Origin of the sequence: Saccharopolyspora taberi, from assembly GCF_039534165.1 — a bacterium.
Lineage (GTDB): Bacteria > Actinomycetota > Actinomycetes > Mycobacteriales > Pseudonocardiaceae > Saccharopolyspora_D > Saccharopolyspora_D taberi.
This window is the reverse complement of sequence record NZ_BAAAUX010000013.1, coordinates 80,883-99,996: the sequence shown is the minus strand read 5'-3', so window position 1 is coordinate 99,996 and position 19,114 is coordinate 80,883. Positions and strand designations below refer to the sequence as shown.

Below are 19,114 nucleotides of genomic sequence, written 5' to 3'. Positions count from 1 at the left end.
CGCGGTCTCCCGACGGCCCTCGCCTCAGCGGCGGGGGCCGTCGTCGTGCTCGGGGAGGTGCACCAGGCCGGCCGAACCGTCCACGGTGATCCGGTCCCCGGTGCGGATCGTGGTCGTCGCGTCCGGCACGGCGACCACCGCCGGGATCCCGTACTCGCGGGCGACCGTCGCGCCGTGCGAGTTCGGCCCGCCCATCTCCATGACCAGCCCGCCCGCGGTCAGGAACAGCGGTGTCCAGCCGGGATCGGTGGACGGAGCCACCAGGATCTCCCCGGGCTCCAGCCGCGCGCCGACCGGATCGCGCACCACCTTCGCGGTGCCGGTGATCGTGCCCGCCGACGCGGAGGTCCCGGACAGCGCGCCCGGAACGGTCTCGGCGGGCATCGTCGCCTCCGGCTCGGTGCCGTCGGAGAGCAGCAGCCGGGGCAGGTGCCTGCGGCGCAGCTCCCGCTCGTGCACCTCGCGCCGCTGCGCGACCAGCGCCCGCTGGTCGGCACCGCCGACGGCCCGCTCCGCCTCGTCGAAGTCGAGGAAGAAGACGTCCTCGGCGCGGTCGAGCCGGCCCGCCGCGGCCAGATCCGCCCCCACGGCGAGGAGTTCGCGCCGGGCGTGCGCGATTCCCAGCACCAGGCAGAACTTCGGCATCTCCCGGATGCCGACGATCGCGCGCACCCGGTTCATCGTGAACGCCGCGATCCGGGCGCGGACCGGGCCGAGCCTGCCGACGATCTCCTCGGCCTTCGCCTCGGCCTCGCGGACTCCTCGCAGGTACTGCTCCTCGGCCGAATGGCCGGTCGCCGCGGTGCGGACGTAGTTCCCGATCAGGTCGAAGACCTGCCGCGGATCCTCCGCCCAGCGCGGCATCCCGGCGTCGATCTCGGCGACCGCGCGGTGCCCGTGCTCGGCGAAGAACGCCTCAAGTCCACTTTGGACAGAAGGCGGCAGGGTGCCGTCGCGGTAGGCGGTGGCCAGGTCGTCGGCGTCGCCGACCTGCTGCGCCAGCCGCCACAGCTCCAGGTCCATCTCGGTGGTGACGTTGTGCGGGATGCCGCGCAGCACGATCTGCGCCTCCTCCGCCGACACCTCCGGCCCGAGGATCGACGGCATCAGGCGGCTGAGGACGATCCCGGTGAACAGCTTCGGCACCAGCGGGGCGAGCCTCGGCGTGACGACGTCCTCCAGCGCGCAGCGCGCGGACTCCAACGCCGCCCGGGTCGTCGCGGGGTGCGGTCGCGCCAGCTCCGCGCGGATCTCGCGGGCGATGCCGAAGGCGTGCTCGCGGGCGGTGTCCGGGCGGGCGAGCGTGCGCGCGACGGCGACCGGCGCGCGGAGCCGGAGGGCGATCCCGGCGAGCCTGCGCACCAGCGGCCACGGCGAGCGGCGGCCGACCGCGAGCCGGGGGTCGTCGAGCAGGCGGGCGAGGACCCGGCCGGTCCGGGCTTCCATCATCGCCAGCAGCTTCGGGAAGATCCGGCGTCCCAGCGGGTGCCGGACCACCCCGCCGACGTCGAAGAACAGCCAGCCGTCGACCTGCCGCCACATCGGCGGCGAGTCCTGGTCGACCGGGAGCCCGGCCCGGCGCATGAACCCGCGCGCGGCCGTGCGCATCACCGCGGCGCCCATCGGCGTGATCGGCCGGTAGACGCCCTGCGCGACGTTGACCGAGAAGTAGACCCGCAGGTCGTCGAGCTTTTCCTGCGGCAGCGGGAAGAGCGTGGTGATCGGCCGCGACTGGGTCAGCCACGGCACGCCCTCGGCGTCGATCGCCCACTCGACGTCCTGCGGCGCGCCGAAGTGGCTCTCGGCCTTCTCCCCGGCCGCCGCCAGCGCCCGCAGCTGGTCGTCGTCCAGCGACAGCCCGCCATCGCCCGCGACGGTCCGCGTGCCGCCGCCGGGGGCGGGGCGGACGCTGACGGTCTTCTCGCCCGGTTCCCGGGAGAGCACCGAGCCGGTGGCGGTGTCGACGACGAAGTGGTCCGGGTTCACCGCGCCGGACACCACCGACTCGCCGAGGCCGGTGTTGGCGTCGATGACGGCCTCGCCGCGGCGGCCGGTGACCGGGTTGGCGGTGAACAGCACGCCCGAGACCTCGGCGTCGACCATCCGCTGCACGACCACCGCCAGCCGCACCGCGCGGTGGTCGATCCCGTTGGCGTCCCGGTAGGCGACCGCCCGGTCCGTCCACAGTGAACTCCAGCAGTGCCGGACCGCGGTGAGCAGCTGGTCCGGGCCGATCACGTTGAGGTAGGTGTCCTGCTGGCCGGCGAAGCTGGCGTGCGGCAGGTCCTCGGCGGTGGCCGAGGAGCGGACCGCGACCGGCACGTCGGTGCCGAGCCGGGCGTAGGCGGCGGTGACGGCGTCGGCCAGCGCGGCGGGGAGCTCGGCCCGCGCGAGCCGGTCGCGGATCTCCGGCGCGGTGCCGGGCAGGCCGGGCAGCAGCTCGGCGACCGCGGGCGCGCAGACCTCGTCGTAGCAGCGGGTGGTGAGGCAGAAGCCGGGCGGGACCGCGGCTCCGGCGGCCAGCAGCTCGCCGAGGTTGGCGGCCTTGCCGCCGACGAGTTCGCCCATGTCCGCGTCGACCGCGGCGAGGTCGAGCAGGACTTCGGTGTCGAGCGTGCTCATGGCCGCCTCCCGGGGACTTCGGTGTCCTGCTGGAAAGGTAGCGCGCCGGTTGCCGTCAAATCAACGTGCGTTGAATTACTTGTTCCGCTCGTGGTCGAGCGCACAGAAAACCTGGTTGCCGGGCCGGGATGGCCGATGCATGCTTGTGCCCGGCAACTAGTTGGTTGCCGCAAACAAGGGCATCGCTTCGGCGGACCGCACTGGGGTCGGGGGACTTGAGTTGGACGCGGACCTGCTGGCCGGCGTCGGCGGCGTGGCCGAGGCGCTGGGCAGGCTCGGGAGGCTGTCCAGCCACGTGGACATGCACGCCGCTCGGATCGGCGCGGACCGCGCGAGCTTCATCATGCTCAAGCGGCTCGCGGCCGACGGCCCGTTGCGGTCCAACGCGCTCGCGGAGGCGATGCACGTGGACCCGTCGACGATCAGCAGGCACGTCGCGCAGCTGGTCCGCGACGGCCTGGTCGAGCGGACTGTCGACCCGGTCGACAAGCGGGCCAGCCCGCTTGCGGTCACCGACCGGGGCCTGCGGTGGCTGGCGGAGATGCGGCGGCGGCGCGACGAGCTGGTGTCGGAGCTGCTGCGCGGCTGGTCCCGCGCGGACCGGGAGGCGCTGGCCTCGCTGCTGGGCCGCTTCGTCGACGAGTACGAGCAGGCGTTGCCGGACCTGCTGGCCGCGATGACGAAACACGGGCCGTACCTCGGCCCAGCGCCGGAAACGGCGCCGAGAGGGGAGAACTGATGTCGGACACGGCCGAGCGGGCCGCACCCGCGTCACCCGGCGTGGGGCTGACGCACCGGCAGATCCTGACCGTTCTGACCGGACTGATGCTGGGCATGTTCCTCGGTGCCCTCGACCAGACCATCGTCAGCACCGCGATCCGGGTGATCGCCGACGAGCTGCACGGCCAGACCGCGCAGGCGTGGGTCACCACCGCCTACCTGATCGCCTCCACCATCACCACACCGCTGTACGGCAAGCTCTCCGACATCTACGGCCGCAAGCCGCTCTACCTGACGGCGATCTCGCTGTTCCTGGTCGGATCGGTGCTGTGCGGGATCGCGAACTCGATCTACGAGCTCGCCGCGTTCCGCGCCATCCAGGGCCTCGGTGGCGGCGGCCTGATGTCGCTGGCGCTGACGATCATCGCGGACATGATCCCGGCCCGGCAGCGCAGCAAGTACCAGGGCTACTTCATGGCGGTCTTCGGCATCGCCAGCGTCGTCGGCCCGGTGATCGGCGGGCTGTTCTCCGGGATGGACAGCTTCCTCGGGTTCGCGGGCTGGCGCTGGGTGTTCCTGGTGAACATCCCGGTCGGGCTGATCGCGCTGGTGGTGGTCGCCAAGGTCCTCAACGTGGCGACCGAGCGGGTGCGGCACCGGATCGACTACTGGGGCGCGGCGGCGCTGGTCGTGCTGCTGGTGCCGCTGCTGACGGTCGCCGAGCAGGGCCGCGAGTGGGGCTGGGGCTCGACCGCCTCGGTGACCATGTACGGCCTCGGCGCGGTCGGCCTGGTGCTGTTCGTGCTGGCCGAACGCCGGATGGGGGAGGAGGCGCTGCTGCCGCTGCGGATGTTCCGGCAGCCGTCGTTCCGGCTGGGCAACATCCTCAACTTCATCGTCGGCATCGGGATGTTCGGCGGCCTGATGTCCATGCCGCTGTACCTGCAGATCGTCAAGGGCCTCACGCCCACCGAGTCCGGCATGCTGATGCTGACCATGACGGCGGGGATCCTGTCGGCCAACATCGTCGCGGGCAAGCTGATCTCCCAGACCGGTCGGCTCAAGGCGTTCCCGATCATCGGTGCGGCGGTGATGACCGTGTCGCTGCTGCTGTTCAGCCTGCTGACCGTGGACACCTCGCTGGTGCAGGTCGGGGCGACCGCGCTGGTGATGGGCGCCGGGCTCGGTCTGCTGATGCAGACGCTGACGCTGGTCGTGCAGGCCGACGCGACCCGCACGGATCTCGGTGTCGCGACGGCGTCGGTGAACCTGTTCCGGCAGACCGGCGGCACTGTCGGTGCGGCGGCGTTCCTGTCGATCCTGTTCTCGACCGTCGGCGGGCGGATCGCCGACGCCATGCGGTCGACCGGGCCGGAGTTCGCCGCGGCGATGCGGGATCCCGCGGTGCTGGCGGACCCGGCGAACCACGCGTTCCTGTCGGCGATGCAGAGCGGTGCGACGCCGGACCTCAACGACACGTCGTTCCTCTACGGGCTGGACCCGAGGCTGGCGCGGCCGGTGCTGGAGGGTTTCGCCAGCGCGATGGACACCGTGTTCTTCGTCGGCGGCTGCGTGATGGTCATCGCGTTCGTGCTGACCTGGTTCCTGCGCAACATCCGCCTCGACTGAGGCTGTGGATGAGTTCCGGAGTTGTCCACAGGCTTGTGGACAACTCCGGAACTCTGTGGAGAACTCGGTAAGTCCTGTGGATAGTTCTGTGGGTTGTGGACAACTCGGGAGGCTGTGGACAACCCGGACAGCGAAAAGCCCTCACCCGGAACTCCGCGGGTGAGGGCTTCAGCCGTCCTGCTGGGCTTTTCAGTGCCCCTGGCTCTTGGCCCGCTCGTAGGAGCGCTTGATCTCCTCTTCGGCCTCGGTGCGGCCGACCCACGTCGCGCCCTCCACGCTCTTGCCCGGCTCCAGGTCCTTGTACACCTCGAAGAAGTGCTGGATCTCCAGCTTGTGGAACTCGGCCAGGTGGTGGATGTCGCGCAGGTGCTCCTGCCGGGGGTCGTCGGACGGAACGCAGATGACCTTGTCGTCGCCGCCCTTCTCGTCGCGCATCCGGAACATGCCGATGGCGCGGGATTTGATCAGGCAACCCGGGAACGTCGGTTCCTGGACCAGCACCAGGGCGTCCAACGGGTCGCCGTCCTCGCCGAGGGTGTCCTCGATGAACCCGTAGTCGGCCGGGTACTGAGTGGCGGTGAACAGCGTCCGGTCGAGACGGATCCGGCCCGTCTCGTGGTCCACCTCGTACTTGTTCCGGTTCCCCTTGGGGATCTCGATCGTGACGTCGAAGTCCACGCGGTTCCTCACTCGTCTTGCGTCGGATGCGGCCACCCGCTCGCCACGAGCAGCCACGTCTAGTGTGGACCACGCGAGTCGCCGGAGCCCCACCGCAGTGCGGGAGCTCGCATCTGGGAGCCTGGTTCCGGGCTGTGTCGGAGTCCGGTACCGGTCACTCGTCCGGGGGTGAACCGGGTGTGGGATCGGAACGCGGCTCGGTGAGTGCGTCCGCAGCGGCCCGTCGAGGAGGAACACGTGCCGGAACCCCAGAACACCCGGGGTGAGGTGGCTTCCCCCGACGTGGCGGAGGAGATCTGGCCGACCGCCGCCGAGGCGGAGGCCGCGGCCGGGGCTGTTTCCGGCGCGGGGGCTGCGGAGGCGGAGGCGGCGGGCGTAGACGAGGTCGGCGCTGGCGATGAGGCTGGCGACGCCGAACCTGCCGCCGAATCTGCTGACGAGCCGGCGCCCGCTGAGGAGCCCGGGACCACTGGCACCGAGGGGTCCGAGTCCGCTGAAGCCGAGGCCGAAGCGGCCGAGTCTGCGGATGAGCCCGAGCCTGCGGAGCCGACCGAACCTGCTGGAGCTGCGGAAGAGCCGGAGCCCGCCGCGGCCGCCGGGACTGCCGAGGAGACGGAAGCCGCCGAGACCCCTGCCGAGTCTGCCGCCGCCGAGCCTTCCGAGGCTCCGGCCGCGGAGCCCGCCGCCGACGAGAGCTCGGCGACCGAGCCTGCTGCCAAGACACCGGCTGCCGCAGCCGAGCCCCCTGCCGCAGCCGAGACCCCTGCCGACGAGACGCCAGCTGCTGAGCCCCCTCCGGCTGAGTCCGATGCCGCCGAAGCTCCTGCGGAGGAGCCGTCGGCGACCGAACCTGCCGCGACCGAGACTCCGGCGGCCGAGGCTCCCGCTGCCGAAGCTGCTGCGACTGAAGCTGCTGCTGCCGAAGCTGCTGCCGACGAGTCTGTCCCTGACGAAGCTCCCGCTGCCGAAGCTCTGGCTGCCGAAGCTCTGGCTGCCGAAGCTCTGGCTGCCGAAGCTCCGGCTGCGGAGACTCCCACCGCCGAGCCCGATGCAGCCGAGACTCCGGCCGTCGAGGCTCCCGCGGACGAGCCTGCCGCCGACGAAGCCCCCGATGTCGAAGCTCCCGCGGCTGGGGCTCCAGCGGCTGGGGCTCCGGCCGCCGAAACGCCTGCTGCCGCAACACTCACCGACGAAACACCCGCTGCGGAGACAGCTGCGGCCGAGGCTGCCACCGACACTCCGGCAGCTGACACGTCGGCCGCCGAGGCCCCGGCCACTCCGACCGCCGAGACTCTGGTCACCGAGACCGGCGCCGCCGAGACCGGCGCCGCCGAGACTCCCGCCACCGAGGCTTCGGCGGCGGAGCCTGCTGCCGCTGAGCCTGCGGCCACCGAGCCTGATGCCGCCGAGTCTGCGGCCACCAAGGCTGCTGCCGCCGAGCTTGCGGCCGCCGAGGCCCCGGCCACAGAAACTCCGGCCGCCGAGGCTTCGGCGGTGGAGCCCGACGCCACAGAGACTCCCGCCACCGAGACCGGTGCTGCCGAGCCTGCGGCCCCCGAGACTCCGGCGGCGGAGCCTGCTGCGGCTGAACCCCCTGCTGCGGTCGAGCAAACCCAGCAGATCGGCCGCGTCGAACAGACGCAGCAGGTCAGCCGGGCCGAAGAGGCGCAGCGGGTCAGCCGGGTCGAGGAGACCCAGCAGATCAGCCGGGCCGAGCTGACCCAGCAGATTCCTCGGGTCGAGGAGACGCAGCAGATCAGTCGCGTCGAGGCCGACTCGTCGCTGGACTCCGGTCCTGCGACCGATCCCGGTCCGTCGAAGGTCGGCGCTTCGGTGCAGCCCGATGACCCGTCCAAGCCCGGCGACCTATCGGCGCCCGGTGGACCAACCGCGCCCGGCGGACCGTCCCAGCTCGCCGGACCATCCGAGCCAGCCGGACCATCCCAGCCCGCCGGACCGTCGAAGTCCGACGGGCCGCCGACGACCCAGATCCCGGTCGTGCCGCCGGTCGCTCCGGCCGAGCAGACCCAGCAGTTCCCGCGGCCGGACTTCGATGAGCCGCCGCCGCGGGCCGCGCAGCCGCACGACTTCGCCGCGCTCACCGGGCAGGCTCCGGTCGTCCAGCCGCCGCAGCAGACCCAGCAGGCGCCGACCCAACAGCCGCAGTCGAGCCAGCAAACGCAGCCAGGCCAGCAGCCGCAGCCGGGGCCGACCCAGCAAGTCCAGCCGACCCAGCAAACCCAGCAGACCCAGCCGGTCCGGAAGCCTCAGCCGGAGCCGGAGGCCGCGCGGACCCAGCAGATCCCGCTGGTCCCGCCCGCTCCGCGCCCGGCTCAGGAGCAGCCCGCTCCGTCCGACAGCGAGTCCACCTCGCCGCAGGGGGCCGTGCCGTCGGAAGGCCAGTCCGGTCTCGTGCCGGGCCTTCCTCCGCAGGGGCAGCCGCAAACCCAGTCCCCGGCACCGCAAACCCAGCACCCGGCGCCGCACCAAGGCCAAAACGGTCTCCCGCACCAAAGCCAAAGCGGCCTGCCACCGCAGAGCCAAAACGGCGTCCTACCGCAGGGCCCAAACGACCTCCCACCGCAGGGCCAAAACGGCCTCCCGCCGCAAGGCCACTTCACGACGCCCCCGCCGCAGGGCCAACCCGCCGCACACCCGCAAGCCCAGCCCCAGCCCACCCGGCAAACCCCGCCCGAACCCGCCGAACCCGCGCGCAAGCGCCGTCGCGGCGGGCTGATCGCGGTCGCGCTGGTGCTGGTCGTCGGCCTGGGCCTGGGCATCGCCTTCGGCCCCGCGCTGGTCGAGCGGCTGTCCGCCGCCCAGATCGCCGACCCGCCCGCGCCGGTGCGGCTCACCCCGCAGATCCGGCCCCTCGCCAGCTCCGCGCCCGTTCCGACGCAGCAGGGCATCGGGGCCGCGCTGGCCGGTCCGCTGGCCAACCCGGCGCTGGGGACGTTCGCGGGCACCGTCGTCGACGCCGAGACCGGCGACGTGGTCTGGCAGCAGAACGCCAAGCAGCCGCTCACGCCCGCGTCCACCGGCAAGCTGCTGACCACCAGCGCCGCGCTGCTCGCACTGGACCACCAGCAGCGCCTGAGCACCAAGGTGGTCCGCGGGCCGGAACCGGGCAGCGTCGTCCTGGTCGGCGGCGGCGACTCGACGCTGTCGTCGCTTCCCGCGGGCCAGGAGTCCGTCTACCCCGGCGCGGCCAAGCTCGACGACCTGGCGAACCAGGTGCGCGCCGCCACCGGCGGCTCGGTGAGCCGGATCTACGTCGACACCAGCCGCTACACCGGCCCGAAGATCGCGCCCGGCTGGCTCCCGGAGGACATCGGCATCGGCTTCGTCGCGCCGATCGAGTCCGTGATGCTCGACGGCGGCAGGAACAACCCGACCGCGGCGAACAGCCCCCGCACGCAGACGCCCGGCCTGCAGGCCGGGCAGGAGCTGGCCGAACGCCTGGGCGTCGGCAGCGGCATGGTCTCCGAGGGCACCGCGCCGCCGCAGGCGCAGGCGCTCGGCGAGGTGCAGTCGCCTCCGGTGCAGGACCTCGTCGAGATCGTCCTGCAGCACTCCGACAACGTGCTCGCCGAGACGCTGGCCCGGGAGGTCGCGATCGCCACCGGCAACGAGCCGTCGTTCGCCGGCTCGGCCAAGGCGGTGCGCGACGTGCTCCAGCGCGAGGGCTTCGACCTCTCCGGATCGGCCATGGTCGACGGCAGCGGCCTCTCCCTCGACGACCGGGTGACCCCGCAGCTGCTCGGCTCGCTGCTGGGCGCCGCGACCGCTCCCGCCGGTCCGGAAGGCGGCCTGGCTCCCCGGAGCGCGAAGCTGCGCGCCGAGCTGCCCGGGCTGCCCGTCGCCGCGGGCAGCGGCAGCCTCGCCGACCGCTACCAGGGCAGCTCCGGCCGGGGCTGGGTCCGGGCCAAGACCGGGACCCTGGACGGCGCGAACAGCCTCGCGGGAACGGTGGTCACCAAGAGCGGGCGGCTGCTGGCGTTCGCGCTGATGTCGAACGGGACCATGGCGCGGGAGGCCCGCCCGGCCCTCGACGATCTCGCAATCGCGCTGCGTAACTGCGGCTGCGACTGATCGAGCGGTATACCGGGGCCACCCGTCGGGGTACGGTCGAACGTGTGAATGCTCGACCGTCCACCCTGCCCCCGCGGACCGAGGCGCCGCTGGACTGGAACGTGGCGGTCAGCACCGCCATCCGGCTGATGAAGCCCGGACCTGAGGTGCCGCGCGCGGAGGCCGAGCACGCGGTCCGGTCGCTGCGGCTGGCCAGCGTCGAGGCCGAGACCCACGTGCGCGAGCTGACCGGGCTCGGCGCGCACCTGCCGGTGCTGGAGGGCGACGTCGTCGACCGCCCGGACTGGGTGCGCGGCGCGGCGCGCGGGCTCGCGCGGCTCACCGAGGCTGCTCTGTCCACATCGGACAGAGCTGAGCGCGGTGCGGTGGACGTGCTCGGCGCGCTCGGCAGCCGGGGCGCCGGGATGCAGGCCGGCGTGGTGCTGGCCTACCTGGGCGGCAAGGTGCTCGGCCAGTACGACCCCTTCGACGCGGACGGACGCGGCGGGCCCGGGCGGCTGCTGCTCGTCGCGCCCAACATCGTGGCCGCGCAGCGGTCGCTGGAGGTGCCCGGCGAGGACTTCCGGATGTGGGTCTGCCTGCACGAGTCGACGCACCGGCTGCAGTTCACCGCCGTCCCCTGGCTGCGCGACCACTTCGCGGCGAGCCTCGGCGAGCTGCTGACCGAGATGGACGGCACCACCGGTGACCTGCTCGGCAGGCTGCCCGCCGTGCTGCGCGAGGTCCGGGCCGGGCGCGGCGACTCCAGCCCGGGGATGCTCGGCGTGATCGAGCTGCTCCAGTCGCCGCGGCAGCGCGCGGCGCTGGACCGGATCATCGCCATCTCCACCCTGCTGGAGGGCCACGCCGACCACGTGATGGACGCCGTCGGGCCGCGGGTGGTGCCCAGCGTCGCGACCATCCGGCAGCGGTTCACCGAGCGCCGCAAGGGCGGGAGCCTGTTCGACCGGATCCTGCGCAGCCTGCTCGGTGTCGATGCCAAGATCCGGCAGTACGCGCAGGGTGCGGCGTTCACCCGGCACGTCGTGGACGCCGTCGGGATGGACGGGTTCAACGCCGTGTGGGCTTCGCCCGAGCACCTGCCGCTGCGGTCCGAGATCACCGATCCCGGGGCTTGGATCCGCCGCATCCACGGCTGATCCGGCTCGCGCGGAACCGCGAGGCGGCGGGGGGTTTCGGGGAGTACCGGCTTCGCGCGCAGTCCGCAGGAGGACCTGCGGCGCGCAGGACCGGACCTGGCCAGCGCAGGACCGGACCTGGCCAGCGCAGAATCGGACTTACGCAGCGCAGGACCGGTCGCCTCGCCCGGCGGCTTCCTTCAGAACCGCCTGCCCGCCGACTTCGCCGGAACCGCCCGCCCTGACTTCGCCACCTCGGCTGCGCCGCCCCAGGCTGCGTCTCGCCTGGCTGGCCCATCCCGGCTGCGCAGTCCCGGTTGCGTCTTGCTCGACCGACTCCGCCCCCGGCTGCCCTTCCCGGCTTCGCCAGAACCGCCCACCCCGGCTGCGCCTCCCCGGCTGGCCCATCCCGGCTTCGCCTCGCCCGGCTGTGCCGCCCCGGCTTCGCCACCTCGGCTGTGCCTCGCCCGGCTTCGCCACCTCGGCTGTGCCTCGCCCGGCTTCGCCACCTCGGCTGTGCCTCGCCCGGCTTCGCCACCTCGGCTGCGTCTTGCCCGGCTTCGCCTCACCCGACTGCGCCGCCCCAGGCTGCGCCATCTCAACTGCGCCGCGCCCGGCTGAGTCTTGCCGGCTTCGCCGCCTCGGCTTCGCCGCCCCCGGCTGCGTCTCGCCCGGCTGCGCCAGAACCGCCCGCCCCGGCTTCGCCGCGCCCGGCTTCGCCACTCCACCTGCGCCACCCCCGGCTTCGCCGGAACCGCCGCCCCCGGGTCGGCGACAATGTCGCCGTGACCCCGGCTCCCGCCGTCAGCGCCACCCGCTCCGCGGTCCGCCGCCTGCTGGCGGAGGCGTCGTGCGACGCGCTGCTCGTCGCGTGCTCCGGCGGAGCCGACTCGCTGGCGCTCGCCGCCGCCGCCGCGCACTGCGCGCGCCGCGCGGACCTCCCGGTCCACGGCGTGGTCGTCGACCACGGTCTCCAGGCCGGCTCCGCCGCTGTCGCGGCGCGGGCCGCCGAGCAGCTCGCGGAACTCGGCTGCGACACCGCACGGGTCGTGCCGGTGTCGGTCGACGGACCCGGCGGGCCGGAGGCCGCCGCGCGGCGGGCGCGGTACGCGGCGCTTGAGGCCGCGCGTCCGGCCAACTCGCTCGTCCTGCTCGGGCACACCCGCGACGACCAGGCCGAGACCGTGCTCCTCGGGCTCGGGCGCGGTTCGGGGGCGCGGTCGCTCGCGGGCATGCGGGCGCTGGATCCGCCGTGGGCCCGCCCGTTCCTGGGGATCACGCGCGCCACCACCGAGGCCGCGTGCGCCGCGCTCGGGCTCCAGCCGTGGCAGGACCCGCACAACGCCGATCCCCGGTTCACCCGGGTGCGGCTGCGCGCCGAAGTCCTCCCGCTCCTCGAAGACGTCCTCCAGGGCGGGGTCGGGGCCGCGCTCGCGCGGACCGCGGCGCAGCTGCGGGAGGACGCCGACGCGCTGGAGGTGGTGGCCGCCGGGCTGCGCGGGCGGGTCGAGTCCGGCGGGCTGATCGACGCCGGCGCGCTGGCCGCCGAGCCCGCCGCGCTGCGGCGGCGGGTGCTGCGGGAATGGCTGCTCGACCGGGGCGTCCCGGAGCTCAGCGACGCGCACCTGAGATCAGCCGACGAGCTTGTCGGCAACTGGAAGGGACAGGGACCACATGCGTTGCCGGGCGGCTTTGTCCTGCGCCGGGCGCATGGGACGCTTCAGGTGGAAGCGGTGGGGGAACCGCCGAGTGGCTGATCGGTGAGAATGTCGTGAACGCTCACCGAATCGGGAGAGGGGATCCGGGGTGTACGAGGGCGACATTGCCTCCGTGCTCATCACCGAGCAGCAGATCAACGACAAGGTCGGCGAGCTGGCCAAGCAGGTGGCCGAGGACCACCGGGACGGGCAAGGCGACCTGCTGCTGGTCGGGGTGCTCAAGGGCGCCGTCATGTTCATGACCGACTTCGCCAGGGCGCTGCCGCAGCCGGCGCAGCTGGAGTTCATGGCGGTCAGCTCGTACGGGTCGTCGACGTCGTCCTCCGGTGTGGTGCGCATCCTCAAGGACCTCGACCGGGACATCGCGGGCCGCGACGTGGTGATCGTCGAGGACATCATCGACTCCGGCCTCACCCTGTCCTGGCTGCTGAAGAACCTCGCCTCGCGCAACCCGGCCTCGCTGGAGGTCTGCACGCTGCTGCGGAAGCCGGACGCGGTGCAGGTCGACGTGCCGGTCCGCTACGTCGGCTTCGACATCCCCAACGAGTTCGTGGTGGGTTACGGCCTCGACTACGCGGAGCGCTACCGTGATCTGCCCTACATCGGCACCCTCGATCCCAAGGTCTACACCTCGGGGGTCTGATCGCTGTTCGTGCCTGAACGCCCGCCCTGTGTCCCGGTCGGCGGTATCGTGCGAGGTACGCTGGCAGTCCTGCGTGATGCTCGGCGTAGTCGTGCGGTCGTATCGGCCGGTACGCTGGTCTGAAGGGGTTGACGGCGGTGGCGAAGTGTGCCGTAGCCCGAAGTGACAGTCAGGGAGGGTCGAGGCCGCCCGACGGCCGTAATTGAATGGACCGAAAGCGCCTTCTCCGGAACCCGCTGCTATGGATCTTGACAGCATTCCTGCTGATCTATGCCTTCAGCGTGCTCTTCGACGAGACTCGCAACTACCGCGAAGTCTCGACCTCGCAGGCTCTGGCGCAGATCGCGCAGGGCAAGGTCGAGGAAGCGACCATCGAGGACAAGGAGCAGCGGGTTCGCCTGACCCTCAAGCGTGACCAGACCTTCGAAGGCAGTTCGCAGCTGATCGCGCAGTACCCGGCGGGCTCCACCGACCAGATGGTCGAGGAGATCCGCAAGGCCGAGGTGCCCAGCTGGAACACCAAGGTCACCCAGGACTCCTTCTGGGTGCAGATGCTGTTCTACCTGATCCCCATCGGCCTGCTGGTGCTGCTGCTGATGTGGATGATGAACAACGTCCAGGGCGGTGGGAACCGCGTCCTGAACTTCGGCAAGTCCAAGGCCAAGCAGCTGACCAAGGACATGCCCAAGACGCTGTTCACCGACGTCGCTGGCGCGGACGAGGCCGTCGAGGAACTGCACGAGATCAAGGACTTCCTGCAGAACCCGGGCCGCTACCAGGCCCTGGGCGCGAAGATCCCCAAGGGCGTGCTGCTCTACGGCCCGCCGGGCACCGGCAAGACGCTGCTCGCGCGCGCCGTGGCCGGTGAGGCCGGGGTGCCGTTCTACTCGATCTCCGGTTCCGACTTCGTCGAGATGTTCGTCGGCGTCGGCGCCTCCCGGGTGCGCGACCTGTTCGAGCAGGCCAAGCAGAACGCGCCGTGCATCGTGTTCGTCGACGAGATCGACGCGGTCGGCCGCCAGCGCGGCGCCGGCCTCGGCGGCGGTCACGACGAGCGCGAGCAGACGCTGAACCAGCTGCTGGTCGAGATGGACGGGTTCGACTCGCGCGGCGGGATCATCCTGATCGCCGCGACCAACCGCCCCGACATCCTCGACCCCGCGCTGCTGCGCCCCGGCCGGTTCGACCGGCAGATCCCGGTCTCCGCGCCGGACCTGCGCGGTCGCCGCGCGATCCTGGGCGTGCACTCCAAGGGCAAGCCGCTGGCCCAGGACGCCGACCTCGACGGCCTGGCCAAGCGCACCGTCGGCTTCTCCGGCGCGGACCTGGAGAACGTGGTCAACGAGGCCGCGCTGCTGACCGCCAGGGAGAACGGGCAGCTGATCACCGCCGCCGCCCTGGAGGAGTCGGTGGACCGGGTCATCGGTGGTCCGCGCCGGAAGAGCAAGATCATTTCCGAGCGGGACAAGAAGATCACCGCCTACCACGAGGGCGGGCACGCGCTGGCCGCGTGGGCCATGCCCGACCTGGAGCCGGTCTACAAGCTGACGATCCTGCCCCGAGGCCGCACCGGCGGGCACGCCCTCGTCGTCCCCGAGGACGACAAGGACATGATGACCCGCTCGGAGATGATCGCGCGGCTGGTGTTCGCGCTCGGCGGGCGCTCGGCGGAGGAGCTGGTCTTCCACGAGCCGACCACCGGTGCGTCCAGCGACATCGAGCAGGCCACCAAGATCGCGCGCGCGATGGTCACCGAGTACGGCATGACCGCCCGGCTGGGTGCGGTGAAGTACGGCAAGGAGGAGGGCGACCCGTTCCTGGGCCGCTCCGCCGGTCAGCAGCCGAACTACTCGCTGGAGGTCGCCCACGAGATCGACGAGGAGGTGCGCAAGCTCATCGAGGCCGCGCACACCGAGGCGTGGGAGATCCTCAACACCTACCGGGACGTGCTCGACGAGCTGGTGCTGGAGCTGATCGAGAAGGAGACGCTGGTCCGCAAGGACCTGGAGCGGATCTTCGCCAAGGTCGTCAAGCGCCCGCGGATCACCGCGTTCAACGACTTCGGCGGGCGCACCCCGTCGGACAAGCCGCCGATCAAGACGCCCGGCGAGCTGGCCAAGGAACGCGGCGAGCCGTGGCCGCCGGTCACCGAGCAGCCCGCGCCCGCCCCGACTCCGGTCGGTGCCGCGCAGCCGAACCAGGCCAACGGCCAGTACGGGCAGCAGCACCCGGGAACGGTGCAGTTCCCGCACCCGGGACAGCAGCAGTCCGGCCAGCAGGTCCCGCAGGGGGTGCCGCCGAACTACGGGGCGCCTCCGGGGTGGACCCCGGCGACCTCGCCGTCGTCGGGTTCGCAGCCGAGCGGCCAGTACAACTGGGTTCCGTCCTGGGAGCGGCAGCCCAGCGGTGAGGCGTCCGGTTCGCAGCCGGAGCAGAGCGCGCCGCAGTCCGGGCAGAACCAGGACTCGGCCGAGGAGAACGGCAACGGCAACACCACCAGGTAGCCGCTGAGTCCGGCGACGGCGCTCGCGCGCCCGGTACCGGTGGAGGAACGAACGAATTGACCAGCACGGTCGGCGAACCGGTCGGGCCGGGAGACGACTCCCGGCCCGACCGGTCCGCTTTTGACGAGCCCGCGTTCGACCAGCAGCGCGCCGAAGCAGCGGTGCGGGAGCTGCTGCTCGCGGCGGGCGAGGACCCCGACCGCGAGGGCCTGCGGGACACCCCCGCGCGCGTGGCCCGCGCCTACCGGGAGCTGTTCGCGGGGCTCTACACCGACCCCGACGAGGTGCTGGACCGCACCTTCGACGAGGCGCACGAGGAGCTCGTGCTGGTGCGCGAGATCCCGATGTATTCGCAGTGCGTGCCGAGCAAGCAGGTCGTCAACCTGGTCGGTGGCGCGAAGCAGGCGCGCGAGGTGCGCATCGGCGACCACTTCTGGACCCTCGTGGACGGCAAGATCGAGCAGACCGAGGTCGTCGAGGTCAGCTCGCACCAGAGGCGCGAACTCGTCGAGGTCGTCACGGAGAAGGGCAGGTTCCAGGTCACTCCGGACCACCCCTTGGCGACCCCGCAGGGTTGGCAGGAGGCCAAGGACGTGGCGGGCACCTACGTTGAGTGGACGCCACCGAGGAAGCTGTGCCGCCGGCGCTGGCAGCCGAAGGTCGGGTACGACCTCGGTTACGTGCTCGGTGCCTTGTGCTCGGACGGCACAGTCGGCGACCGGTACGTGTCCTTGGTGGTCAACGACCGCGACTTCGCGAAGAACTTCGCCTACGCGCTTGATCAGGCGTTCGGCATCGATGCCGAGATCGAGGAGATCGAACGGCCGTCCGGTTACCTGCAGCAGCAGGTCGCGGGTTTCCGGGTGCGGGTCGTGTCGTCGTACCTGGCGGACCTCGTGCGCCAGTACGTCGGCGGCGACGCGCACCACCAGCGGCAGCGGTTTCCCAGGGTCGCGCTGTCGAACGAGATCACGTTCCGAGGCTTCCTCGACGCCTACGTCGACGGGGACGGATTCCGGTCCCGAACCGGTCGCGGCAGGGTGATCGCGAGCATGAACTCCGGCTTCCTGGAAGACATTGCCCAGGTGATCGGGGCGAGGTTCTCGCCGCGGATGTCGGACGCGTCGCGCCTCTGGATCGCCGACGACTGGATCCTGCGGCACGGGTTCGCGCAGGAGTCGCACCGCACCGATCTGATCGAGTCGGAGTGGGTCAAGGTCGAGTCGGTGCGTCCGGTGGAGGCAACCGGGACGAAGCCGTACACGGTCTACAGCTACAAGTGCGAGCCGCATCCGACATTCCTGATAAATGGACATCTAACGCACAATTGCGAACACCACCTCCTGCCGTTCCACGGAGTCGCCCACGTCGGCTACATCCCGAACGAGCAGGGCCGGGTCACGGGGCTGTCCAAGCTCGCCCGGCTGGTCGACCTCTACGCCAAGCGCCCGCAGGTGCAGGAGCGGCTGACCTCGCAGGTCGCCGACGCGCTGATGCGCAGGCTCGAACCGCGCGGGGTGATCGTCGTGGTCGAGGCCGAGCACCTGTGCATGGGCATGCGCGGGATCCGCAAGGCCGGTTCGATGACCACGACCTCGGCCGTGCGGGGCATCTTCCGCGACTCGGCCTCGTCGCGGTCCGAGGCGCTCTCGCTGATCAGGGGCAGCTGATGCACCACAAGCTCCCGAACCCCCGGCGCTGTGCCGTGATGGGGGTGCTCAACGTGACCCCGGACTCGTTCTCCGACGGCGGGCGCTACCTCGACCGCTCGGCGGCCGTGCGGCACGGCGTCGACATGCACCGGGCGGGCGCCGACATCATCGACGTCGGCGGGGAGTCGACCCGGCCGGGATCCGAGCGGGTCGACGCGGCCACCGAGATCGAGCGGGTGCTGCCGGTGGTGGCCGAGCTGGTCGCCGCCGGGGTTCCGGTCAGCGTGGACACCACCCGGGCGCGGGTCGCCGCGGCGACGGCCGAGGCCGGGGCGTTGATGATCAACGACGTGTCCGGCGGGCTGGCCGATCCGGAGATGGCCGCGGTCGCCGCTGACACCGGGCTGCCCTGGGTGCTGATGCACTGGCGCGGGCACAGCAAGAGCATGAACTCGCTGGCCACCTACACCGACGTGGTCGCCGAAGTGCGCGACGAGCTGCTCAAGCAGGTCGACTCGGCGCTGGCCGCCGGCGTCGCCGAGGACGCGATCGTGCTCGATCCGGGGCTGGGCTTCGCCAAGACCGCCGCGCACGACTGGCAGCTGCTGCACCGGCTCGACGTGCTGCTCGGCCTCGGGTTCCCGGTGCTGGTCGGCGCCTCCCGCAAGCGCTTCCTCGGCAGGCTGCTCGCCGATGCCGAGGGCACCCCGCGCCCGCCGTCGGGCCGGGAGACCGCGACCGCCGTCGTGTCGGCGCTGGCCGCCGACCGGGGCGCCTGGGGCGTCCGGGTGCACGACGTGGTCGCGTCGTTGGACGCGGTGGCGGTCACCGCGGCGTGGAACAGCGGAGGAGAACCCGTTGGCTGACCGGATCACGTTGACCGGGCTGAAGGTGCGCGGAAACCACGGCGTCTTCGACCACGAGAAGCGCGACGGCCAGGACTTCCTCGTCGACATCACGGTCTGGGTCGACCTCGCGGGTGCCGCCGCGGACGACGACCTGAAGCAGACGCTGCACTACGGCGAGCTGGCCGAGCGCGCGGCGGCGATCGTCGCGGGGCCCTCGCGGGACCTGATCGAGACGGTGGCCGCCGAGATCGCCGACGACATCATGTCCGACGAGCGCGCCCACGCCGCCGAGGTGACCATCCACAAGCCGTCGGCGCCCATTCCGCTGACCTTCGCCGACGTGGCCGTGACGATCCGGCGGTCCCGCCGCGGCGGTCGCGGGGGGAACGCGGCATGAGCCGCGCGGTGCTGTCGCTGGGGTCGAACCTCGGCGACCGGCTCGGGTACCTGAAGCTGGCGGTCGACGGCTTCGCCGACGTGCTGGTCGCGGCTTCGCCGGTGTACGAGACGGCGCCGTGGGGCGTCACCGACCAGCCGGATTTCCTCAACGCGGTGCTGATCGTCGAGTCGGAAGAGCTCGATCACTGGGGTTGGCTGCGGCGCGGCCAGGAGCTGGAGCGCGCGGCCGAGCGCGTGCGGGAGCAGCGCTGGGGCCCGCGCACGCTGGACGTCGACGTGGTCTCGGTGGACGAGGTCCGCAGCGACGACCCGGAACTGCTGCTGCCGCACCCCGGAACGCCCGACCGGGCCACGGTGCTGATCCCGTGGCTGGCGGTCGATCCTGACGCGCAGCTGCCCGGCCGGGGTTCCGTCGCGGCGTTGCTGGAAGCGCTGCCGCAGGACGAGATCGACGCCGTCCGCCGACGGGACGATCTCGTCCTGCGTTGAAC

General features: G+C 72.1%; 12 protein-coding genes and 2 pseudogenes. 12 read left to right on the top strand and 2 right to left on the bottom strand.

Annotation, left to right across the window (positions count from 1 at the left end; all coding sequences use genetic code 11):
- Positions 1–24 precede the first annotated feature (24 nt).
- Positions 25–2,622 (bottom strand): PEP/pyruvate-binding domain-containing protein, encoded by a 2,598-nt coding sequence (locus ABD691_RS13805; RefSeq protein ID WP_344680047.1) that lies wholly within the window; start codon positions 2,620–2,622, stop codon positions 25–27.
- Positions 2,623–2,842: 220 nt separating this feature from the next.
- Here ABD691_RS13805 and ABD691_RS13800 point away from each other — a divergent pair, with 220 nt between their 5' ends.
- Positions 2,843–3,361, top strand: a complete 519-nt coding sequence (locus tag ABD691_RS13800; RefSeq protein WP_344680045.1) for a MarR family winged helix-turn-helix transcriptional regulator — start codon at positions 2,843–2,845, stop codon at positions 3,359–3,361.
- Positions 3,361–4,971, top strand: coding sequence for an MDR family MFS transporter (locus ABD691_RS13795; protein ID WP_344680043.1), 1,611 nt, complete (start codon positions 3,361–3,363; stop codon positions 4,969–4,971). Before ABD691_RS13800 ends, ABD691_RS13795 begins: the two co-directional genes overlap by 1 nt.
- A 189-nt stretch (positions 4,972–5,160) precedes the next feature.
- Here ABD691_RS13795 and ABD691_RS13790 read toward each other — a convergent pair whose 3' ends face one another.
- Entirely contained in the window at positions 5,161–5,649 is a 489-nt protein-coding gene (locus tag ABD691_RS13790; RefSeq protein ID WP_344680042.1) for an inorganic diphosphatase, read from the bottom strand.
- 237 nt (positions 5,650–5,886) lie between these two features.
- On the opposite strand from ABD691_RS13790, the gene dacB reads away from it, so the two are divergent.
- The 10 genes and pseudogenes from dacB (at position 5,887) to folK (ending at position 19,112) form a co-directional block, all read left to right on the top strand.
- Entirely contained in the window at positions 5,887–9,741 is a 3,855-nt protein-coding gene (gene dacB / locus ABD691_RS13785; RefSeq protein WP_344680041.1) for a D-alanyl-D-alanine carboxypeptidase/D-alanyl-D-alanine endopeptidase, read from the top strand.
- A gap of 44 nt (positions 9,742–9,785) precedes the next feature.
- Complete coding sequence (locus tag ABD691_RS13780) at positions 9,786–10,880, top strand: zinc-dependent metalloprotease (RefSeq protein WP_344680040.1); 1,095 nt, start codon at positions 9,786–9,788, stop codon at positions 10,878–10,880.
- Positions 10,881–11,644: 764 nt separating this feature from the next.
- The gene (gene tilS / locus ABD691_RS13775) at positions 11,645–12,616 is read left to right on the top strand and encodes a tRNA lysidine(34) synthetase TilS (RefSeq protein ID WP_344680039.1); all 972 of its coding nucleotides are present in this window, start codon (positions 11,645–11,647) and stop codon (positions 12,614–12,616) included.
- A 49-nt stretch (positions 12,617–12,665) separates the two neighbouring features.
- Positions 12,666–13,220 (top strand): hypoxanthine phosphoribosyltransferase, encoded by a 555-nt coding sequence (gene hpt, locus ABD691_RS13770; protein WP_344680038.1) that lies wholly within the window; start codon positions 12,666–12,668, stop codon positions 13,218–13,220.
- Between the two features lie 206 nt (positions 13,221–13,426).
- On the top strand, positions 13,427–15,724 hold the full coding sequence (gene ftsH, locus ABD691_RS13765) for an ATP-dependent zinc metalloprotease FtsH (protein WP_344680037.1): 2,298 nt from the start codon (positions 13,427–13,429) through the stop codon (positions 15,722–15,724).
- Positions 15,725–15,780: 56 nt separating this feature from the next.
- Positions 15,781–16,083 (top strand): annotated as a pseudogene (locus ABD691_RS33740) (GTP cyclohydrolase I); the annotation flags it as partial.
- Between the two features lie 969 nt (positions 16,084–17,052).
- Positions 17,053–17,394: pseudogene (folE, locus tag ABD691_RS13755) on the top strand (GTP cyclohydrolase I); the annotation flags it as partial.
- Positions 17,394–18,242: a dihydropteroate synthase gene (folP, locus tag ABD691_RS13750; protein ID WP_344680036.1), complete on the top strand. Its 849-nt coding sequence runs from the start codon at positions 17,394–17,396 to the stop codon at positions 18,240–18,242. The pseudogene folE and the gene folP, both read left to right, overlap by 1 nt.
- Positions 18,235–18,621, top strand: coding sequence for a dihydroneopterin aldolase (gene folB, locus ABD691_RS13745; RefSeq protein ID WP_344680034.1), 387 nt, complete (start codon positions 18,235–18,237; stop codon positions 18,619–18,621). Before folP ends, folB begins: the two co-directional genes overlap by 8 nt.
- A complete protein-coding gene (gene folK, locus ABD691_RS13740; RefSeq protein ID WP_344680032.1) occupies positions 18,618–19,112 on the top strand; it encodes a 2-amino-4-hydroxy-6-hydroxymethyldihydropteridine diphosphokinase in 495 nt (164 codons plus the stop codon). The genes folB and folK overlap by 4 nt, the downstream gene beginning before the upstream one ends.
- Positions 19,113–19,114: the final 2 nt, after the last annotated feature.

Excerpts from the sequence above, each read along its gene's own strand:
- ABD691_RS13795 (WP_344680043.1), top strand. The coding sequence starts at position 3,361 with ATGTCGGACACGGCCGAGCGGGCCGCACCCGCGTCACCCGGCGTGGGG.
- ftsH (WP_344680037.1), top strand. The coding sequence starts at position 13,427 with ATGGACCGAAAGCGCCTTCTCCGGAACCCGCTGCTATGGATCTTGACA.
- ABD691_RS13805 (WP_344680047.1), bottom strand. The coding sequence starts at position 2,622 with ATGAGCACGCTCGACACCGAAGTCCTGCTCGACCTCGCCGCGGTCGAC.
- folK (WP_344680032.1), top strand. The coding sequence starts at position 18,618 with ATGAGCCGCGCGGTGCTGTCGCTGGGGTCGAACCTCGGCGACCGGCTC.
- folP (WP_344680036.1), top strand. The coding sequence starts at position 17,394 with ATGCACCACAAGCTCCCGAACCCCCGGCGCTGTGCCGTGATGGGGGTG.